The organism is Halopenitus sp. POP-27 (assembly GCF_029889855.1).
Classification (GTDB): Archaea; Halobacteriota; Halobacteria; order Halobacteriales; family Haloferacaceae; genus Halopenitus; species Halopenitus malekzadehii.
The window spans coordinates 171,947-177,991 of the sequence record NZ_JARANU010000003.1 but is presented as its reverse complement, the minus strand read 5'-3'; the positions used below and the strand labels follow the sequence as shown (position 1 = coordinate 177,991).

Here is a 6,045-nt window from a genome sequence, read left to right as displayed (position 1 = left end):
TTGAACGTGTCTTTCGTGAGGTAAAACGCAGAACTACCAGTTTCTCAAACTGTTTCAGCAACGCCGACGCAGAAACAGCAAACGAGTGGCTCAGATCGTTCGCCTTCGCATGGAATCAGCTTATCTGAACACTACCCGCTCGCCCGGCACAAGAGCCAAGACGATACCGGCCGAACCGGACGTATGGATACCTCCATCGACGTCGATCCGCCAGCCGAGGGCACCGACGAACGGGGGACGGCGGGCGGCCGGTCCCGGATCGGAATGCGCGGCCGGCTGTTCGGCGTGCGTGCCTTCGCGGTCGCCGCGCTCGCCCTTGCGGTCGGCGGGTTCCTCGGAGGGATGGTTCCGATCGTCGGCGGGACGCTGGGCCGGGCGGTCGGGATCGCCGGCACGGCGTTCCTGCTCGGCGCGGTCCTCGCCGACCGACGGTACCTGGAGACGGGGCTGGCTGGGCTCCTCATCGGCGCGGCCACGGCCCTTCTCGGGCTCCTCACCGTCGGGTTTCTCCCGGTCGGGGTCCGATTTCTGGGGGAGTACGGCGTCGGCGTGGCCGGATTCGGTGCGGTTCTCGGCGCAGTCCTGTCGATCGGCGGGTACTACTTCGGCCGCGATCTCCGCGACGGACTCACACGCGATATCGGCGCGTGATCGATCACCGGACGGAGTGAGCACCGGACGGAGCGATCACCGAACCGAGAACCGATCGCCGTCACGCGAGAGCAGCCCGGCGCCGTGGAGCCGGGAGAGGACGTCGTCGATCACGTCCGTCGAGGTCCCGACCTCGGAAGCGACCGCCTCCGGCGTCCCGTCGGTCTCGATCACCGCAGCGATGACCTCGACGTAGAACTGGCTGTCGGCATCGAGACCGAACCGGTCGTCGATCCGCGAGAGAACGGCCTCGATCCGGCCGTGAACCCATCGTTGTGCCAGCGAGAGTTCCCGGTCGAGATCCCGAAGCCGGTCGTATTCCATCGCGAGGTCGGCCAAGTCGGCCGACTCCTCGATGGTCGTGGGATCCGTCGCTCCGTCCTCCGACGCCGCCGGCTCCGTGGGATCGATCTCGATCGAGAGGTGGGGACACCGGCCCGACATGTCCAGCCCGGGGCTCGCCGGATAGGCGCTCTTGGCGCCGAACCCGTACGGTGAGACGTTGACCTCGAGCCGGAGGCTGCGGGAGATGTGGAAGTACTTGCGGCGTTTCTCGTCGGTCGTCGACTCGATGAGGCCGGCCTCCTCCAGCTTCCGGAGGTGGTCGATCACGGCCTTCGGGCTGACGCCCAGATATTCGGAGATCTCCGTCACGTAACAGGACTTCTTCGAAAGCAGGCGGAGGATGCGTCGACGGTTCTCGTTGCCGAGGAGATCGAGCAACACCGCGGAGTCCATTGACGTGAGGTTAGTGATCGTCGTATATAAGCACACGCATCGGAATCCGGATCGTCGATCAGCCGGTTACCGTCTCGTCCGCTCGCCGTCGGTTACCGTTCTGTTGGTTCGCCATCGGTCACCGTTCCGTTCGCTCGCCGTCGGTCGCCGCGATCGGCTCCAGATCCGTCCGGTCGTCGACGTACGCCGCCACGTCGCGGGCGATTTCCTCGTTCATCGGGGGCCGGTCGTAGGACTCCTGCAGCGTCCGGACCCGATCGGTCGCGGACTCGAACGCCGTCCGCGCCCCGTCGTCGGCCCACGCCTCGTGGGACCGCTTGTCGACGACGGCGGACCGATGAAATCGCGGATTCGCCGCCGACTCGGGCTCGAGGTCCTCAAGGAAGTGTCCCCCGGGCTCGACCGCGGCGAGCCGGTCGAGCGAGAGCGTCTCCGCGTCGACTCTGATCCCCTCTCGAAGCCGGTCGATCGCCCGGATCGTCTCGCAATCGAGGACGAACTTCTCCGGGGAGACGGCCGAGTAGGACTCGAGGATGCCCGCCGCGTTGAGGACGAAGTCGACCCCGCCGAGCGCGGTTGCGGCGCCGACGAGGGTCGACTCGAAGCCGCTCTGGTGGCCGACCCGCTTGGCGTCCGAGAGGCTTCCGCCGCCGCGGGAGGGCAGCCCGTAACGGGCCGCCATCCGGCCGGCAAAGGCGGCGAACAGCGCGGACTCGGGGCCGCCGATCGACAGCGATCCGTACCGGTCGTCGACGACCGCCGACGGAACGCCGTAGACGACCGGCGTTCCCGGTGCCACCAGCTGCGCCAGCGTGATCGCCGCGAGGTTCTCCGCGTTCGCCTGCGCCATCGCGGCCGCCAGCGTCGGCGGGCCGGAGGCACCGGCCATCGTGAACGAGGAGACCACGAGCGGCTGTCGACGGTCCGCGTAGGCCAACAACCCCGCGAGCATATCCGTCCCGATGCGTCGCGGCGGCACCGTGTTGATCAGCCCGGCGACCACCGGTCGCGACAGGTCCGGATCGTCGGTCGCGATCCCCACGAGTTCGAGCCCCTCGCGGGCACGCTCGGCGCCGTACGTCGGCCCGAGAACGGGCTTGTCCGACAGCGTCAGCGACCGCTCGAGCATCGCGAGGTGGCGATCGCTGCGGTCGACGTCGGCGGGTTGACAGAGGTGATACCCCGCACAGGTGATGACGTCGGTCGCCTGCGCGAGCCGCGTGAGCCGTTCGTAGTCGGCGAGGCGGGCGTCGCGTCGCCCGTCGGCCGCCGTGTGGATCGTCGCGGGACCGTAGCTCGGAGCCCGGACCGGCGGTCCCTCGCCGCCCACGACGACGTCGTGGTCCGGGTTCCGGGCGTGGAGCGTGAACGATGCCGGCGCTTGCTCGACCGCCTCGGCCACGAGATCCCGCGGGATCCGGACGACGTCGTCCGCGGTGACCGCGGCCCCGTGGTCGCGCAGCATCGCACGGGCCCGCTCGTGGTCCAGTTGGATGCCGAGCTCCTCGAGGACGCGGATCGACGCCTCGTGAACGGCCTCGATCCCCGCCTCGCCGAACGGGTCGATCGACATCCCGGACGACGGCCCGTTGTGGAAACTCGACACTGTCAACGTGTTTTCAACAGCGACTTATAAGGGTTTACGCCATCGCGTCGGTTCGCTCCGAAATCCCAGACGAACACGTTGCAGTCCGTCGATATTTGTCCATCCTCCGTCGAATCGAACGTTGAAAACCGTCGTTCAACGAAATAATAACATATTGATAGGTTGTGGATTTCCATCGAGCGTGGGGCGGGCTCGCGGCGAGCGAACGGTACGTATTTGCACCGGGAGGTTCGATCCGGGAGCGTATGAAGCGACTCGTCAGCACCGACGACGCCGCCGCCGCGGTCGGCGCGTATAGCCAGGCGACGACGAACGGCGACCTCCTGTTCACGGCCGGCCAGCTCCCCCTGACGTCGGATGGCGAGCTGTTGGACGACGAGCCGGTCTCGGTCCAGACCGAGCGCTGTCTCGCCAACGTCGAGGCGATCCTCGAGTCCGAGGGACTCGGCCTCGAGGACGTGCTCAAGACGACGATCTACCTCGGCGACATCGACGACTTCGAGGAGATGAACGAGACTTACGGCGCCCACTTCGAGGAGGAGCCACCGGCCCGAAGCGCGGTCGAGGTCGGTGCCGTTCCGAAGGGAGCAGCCCTGGAGATCGAGGTCGTCGCCGACGCGAGCTGATCGCGCGACGACGATCGTCGGGTGACCGTCGTCAGCGAGGGGGCAACGACGAGCGGAGCGGAACCCACTCGACACGGTTTTTAAGGGAGTGCGCGATGGAGGCCAACGCGCTATGTCCCTCGCCCTCCCCCTGATCGGGGTTCCGATCGACGGTCAGGACGTGATCGACGCGGTCGTTCTCCTCGTCGCCGCGGCCGCCGGTTTCCTCTCGGCGGGCGTCATCGGCCTGCTCATCGGGCTCGGTGCCGGCTTCGCCTTCATCGAGATCACCGACGAACTGGCGCGGATCGACGACGCGCTCACGCGCCTCGCCCGCGAGAACGAGACCCTCCGGAACCGGGTCGAGTCGCTCGAGGGAACGGTCGCGGAGCTCGAGGACGCGCTCGAGACCGCCGACGACCCGAACCGTTCGGATTCGGACTGACGCGGGAGACGATCGCCCGGTCGCGGCCGCCTGGCTCAGAACAGCCCCGAGATCGTGCCGTCCTCGTCGATGTCCATGCCGGCGGCCGCGGGCTCGGCCGGCAGGCCGGGCAGCGTGAGGACGTCGCCGGTGAGCACGACGAGGAACCCGGCGCCGGTCGACGGATAGACCTCCGTCACCTCCAGGGTCCAGTCCTCGGGCGCACCCTTGCGGCTCGGGTCGTCGCTGAGCGAGTGGAACGTCTTGGACATACAGACCGGCATGTCGTCGAACCCGAGGTCGGTGAGTCGTTCGATGTCCTCCTCGGCGTCACCGTGGTACTCCACGCCGTCGGCACCGTAGATCTCCGTGGCGATGGTCTCGATCTTCTCCGTGATCGGGACATCGGCCTCATAGAGGTACTCGAACTCGGAGTCCGACTCGGCCGCGTCCACGAGCTTCTCGGCGAGGTCCTCCCCGCCCGCGCCGCCGTCGCTGAAGACGGTCGACTCCGAGACGCGGACCCCCAGATCCTCCTCGCAGTGGTCGATCACCGCCTGTACCTCGGCGTCGGTGTCGCCGGGGAACCGGTTTATCGCCACGACGACCGGGACGCCGAACTGCTGGAGGTTCCGAACGTGTTTGTCGAGGTTCTCGAAGCCGCGCTCGACCGCCGCGACGTCCTCGTCCTCGAGCTCGTCGAGTTCGGGCGGCCACATATCCTGTCCGTGATACTTCAGCGCCCGGACGGAGGCCACGAGGGTGACCGCGTCCGGCTCCATGTCGCCGAACCGGCAGACGATGTTCATGAACTTCTCGGCGCCGAGGTCGGACCCGAAGCCCGCCTCGGTCACGAGGTACTCCGAGAGGTGCGAGGCGAGTCGGTCGGCCATCAGGGAGTTGGTGCCGTGGGCGATGTTGGCGAAGGGGCCGCCGTGAACGAACGCGGGCGTTCCCTCGATCGTCTGGACGACGTTCGGCTTGATCGCGTCCTTGAGGAGGATCGTGACCGCCCCCGTGGCGTCGATGTCGTCGACGGTGATCGGGTCGCCGTCGCCGTCGTAGGCGACGATGATCCGGGCCACGCGCTCCTTGAGGTCCGCGAGGCTGTCGGCCAGACACAACACGGCCATCAGCTCCGAGGCGGCCGTGAGGATGAACCCGTCCTCGCGGGGGACGCCGGTCACGTCGCCGCCGAGGCCGATCACCGTCTCGCGCAGGACGCGGTCGTTCATGTCCATCGCACGCGGCCAGTTGACCCAGTTGACCGCGACGTCGAGCTCGTTGCCCTGCTTGATGTGGTTGTCAAGCATCGTCGAGATGAGGTTGTGTGCGGCCGTGAGCGCGTGGAGGTCGCCGGTGAAGTGGAGGTTGATGTCCTCCATCGGGAGCACCTGCGAGTACCCGCCGCCGGCGGCGCCGCCCTTGACGCCGAAGACCGGTCCGAGCGAGGGCTCGCGGATCGCCACCAGCGCGTCCGTGCCGATCCGGTTGAAGGCCTGTCCGAGCCCGACCGTCGTGACGGTCTTGCCCTCCCCGAGCGGCGTCGGCGTCATACCGGTGACGAGCACGAGCTTGCCGTCCGCGTCGTGCTCGGCGACGGTCTCCTCGATCGCGTCAAGGCGTACCTTCGCTTTGTCCTCCCCGTGGAGCTCGAGATCCTCCCGGTCGAGCCCGAACGGTTCGACGACGTCGGCGATGTGTTCGGTCTCGGCCGCGTCGGCGATCTCGTAGTCGGTCGGAAACGACGCGTCGTCCTCGGCGTCCGTGTCAGGTGCCATCGTGTTCGAATCGTTCCGGCGTCCGCGTTATCAATACTTCCCATACGTATCAGAACTTCCCATACATATCAGAAATATCAGCAGTCATAGTTACCGGCGCGTTCGAAACGCACCGATTCCGGCTCGATCGGATCCATACGTGACGTCACCCCGATGATCCGTCCCCGATCGTTCCGTACGACGACCGAATCGAAGCCACACAAACCATATAACTGACACGTTGTGCTCCGGCTCGGTGGA

At 67.1% G+C, this 6,045-nt stretch carries 6 protein-coding genes and 1 pseudogene; 4 read left to right on the top strand and 3 right to left on the bottom strand.

Going from position 1 to position 6,045, the window contains the following annotated elements:
• Together OQF70_RS03565 and OQF70_RS03560 are read left to right on the top strand one after the other, a co-directional pair.
• A pseudogene (locus OQF70_RS03565) lies at positions 1 to 128 on the top strand (IS6 family transposase); the annotation flags it as partial.
• A gap of 55 nt (positions 129 to 183) precedes the next feature.
• Positions 184 to 651: a hypothetical protein gene (locus tag OQF70_RS03560; RefSeq protein WP_280535887.1), complete on the top strand. Its 468-nt coding sequence runs from the start codon at positions 184 to 186 to the stop codon at positions 649 to 651.
• A gap of 36 nt (positions 652 to 687) precedes the next feature.
• Here OQF70_RS03560 and OQF70_RS03555 read toward each other — a convergent pair whose 3' ends face one another.
• Positions 688 to 1,389 carry an ArsR family transcriptional regulator gene (locus OQF70_RS03555; protein ID WP_280535886.1) on the bottom strand — a complete coding sequence of 234 codons (702 nt, stop codon included), beginning with the start codon at positions 1,387 to 1,389 and terminating at the stop codon, positions 688 to 690.
• A gap of 118 nt (positions 1,390 to 1,507) precedes the next feature.
• Entirely contained in the window at positions 1,508 to 2,995 is a 1,488-nt protein-coding gene (locus OQF70_RS03550) for a trimethylamine methyltransferase family protein (protein WP_280535885.1), read from the bottom strand.
• Positions 2,996 to 3,240: 245 nt separating this feature from the next.
• Here OQF70_RS03550 and OQF70_RS03545 point away from each other — a divergent pair, with 245 nt between their 5' ends.
• Positions 3,241 to 3,621: a Rid family detoxifying hydrolase gene (locus OQF70_RS03545; protein WP_280535883.1), complete on the top strand. Its 381-nt coding sequence runs from the start codon at positions 3,241 to 3,243 to the stop codon at positions 3,619 to 3,621.
• A 112-nt stretch (positions 3,622 to 3,733) separates the two neighbouring features.
• Positions 3,734 to 4,045: a hypothetical protein gene (locus OQF70_RS03540; RefSeq protein WP_280535882.1), complete on the top strand. Its 312-nt coding sequence runs from the start codon at positions 3,734 to 3,736 to the stop codon at positions 4,043 to 4,045.
• Between the two features lie 35 nt (positions 4,046 to 4,080).
• Here OQF70_RS03540 and OQF70_RS03535 read toward each other — a convergent pair whose 3' ends face one another.
• Positions 4,081 to 5,805: a formate--tetrahydrofolate ligase gene (locus tag OQF70_RS03535; RefSeq protein ID WP_280535881.1), complete on the bottom strand. Its 1,725-nt coding sequence runs from the start codon at positions 5,803 to 5,805 to the stop codon at positions 4,081 to 4,083.
• Positions 5,806 to 6,045 lie beyond the last annotated feature (240 nt).

What these genes read in the sequence shown, in the direction of transcription:
- OQF70_RS03535 (WP_280535881.1), bottom strand. Translation starts at nt 5,805, where the DNA reads ATGGCACCTGACACGGACGCCGAGGACGACGCGTCGTTTCCGACCGAC.
- OQF70_RS03560 (WP_280535887.1), top strand. Translation starts at nt 184, where the DNA reads ATGGATACCTCCATCGACGTCGATCCGCCAGCCGAGGGCACCGACGAA.
- OQF70_RS03540 (WP_280535882.1), top strand. Translation starts at nt 3,734, where the DNA reads ATGTCCCTCGCCCTCCCCCTGATCGGGGTTCCGATCGACGGTCAGGAC.
- OQF70_RS03555 (WP_280535886.1), bottom strand. Translation starts at nt 1,389, where the DNA reads ATGGACTCCGCGGTGTTGCTCGATCTCCTCGGCAACGAGAACCGTCGA.
- OQF70_RS03545 (WP_280535883.1), top strand. Translation starts at nt 3,241, where the DNA reads ATGAAGCGACTCGTCAGCACCGACGACGCCGCCGCCGCGGTCGGCGCG.